At 43.8% G+C, this 219-nt stretch carries 1 rRNA gene; it reads right to left on the reverse strand.

Annotated elements, in window-relative coordinates:
• A 5S ribosomal RNA gene (rrf, locus tag KW850_RS33055) occupies positions 1 to 76 on the reverse strand; the annotation flags it as partial.
• Positions 77 to 219: the final 143 nt, after the last annotated feature.

Below are 219 nucleotides of genomic sequence, written 5' to 3' on the forward strand. Positions count from 1 at the left end.
TACCATCGGCGCTGAGAAGCTTAACTTCCGTGTTCGGTATGGGAACGGGTGTGACCTTCTCGCCATAATTGCCAGACTATTTAATTGAGGTATCATTCCCTCAAAACTAGATAATGCAGAAGAAGTTGTAAACTCGAGAAAGCCTTAAAAATGGTTAAGTCCTCGAACGATTAGTATCAGTCAGCTCCACATGTTACCACGCTTCCACCTCTGACCTAT

It is taken from the genome of Bacillus sp. sid0103, assembly GCF_019219025.1.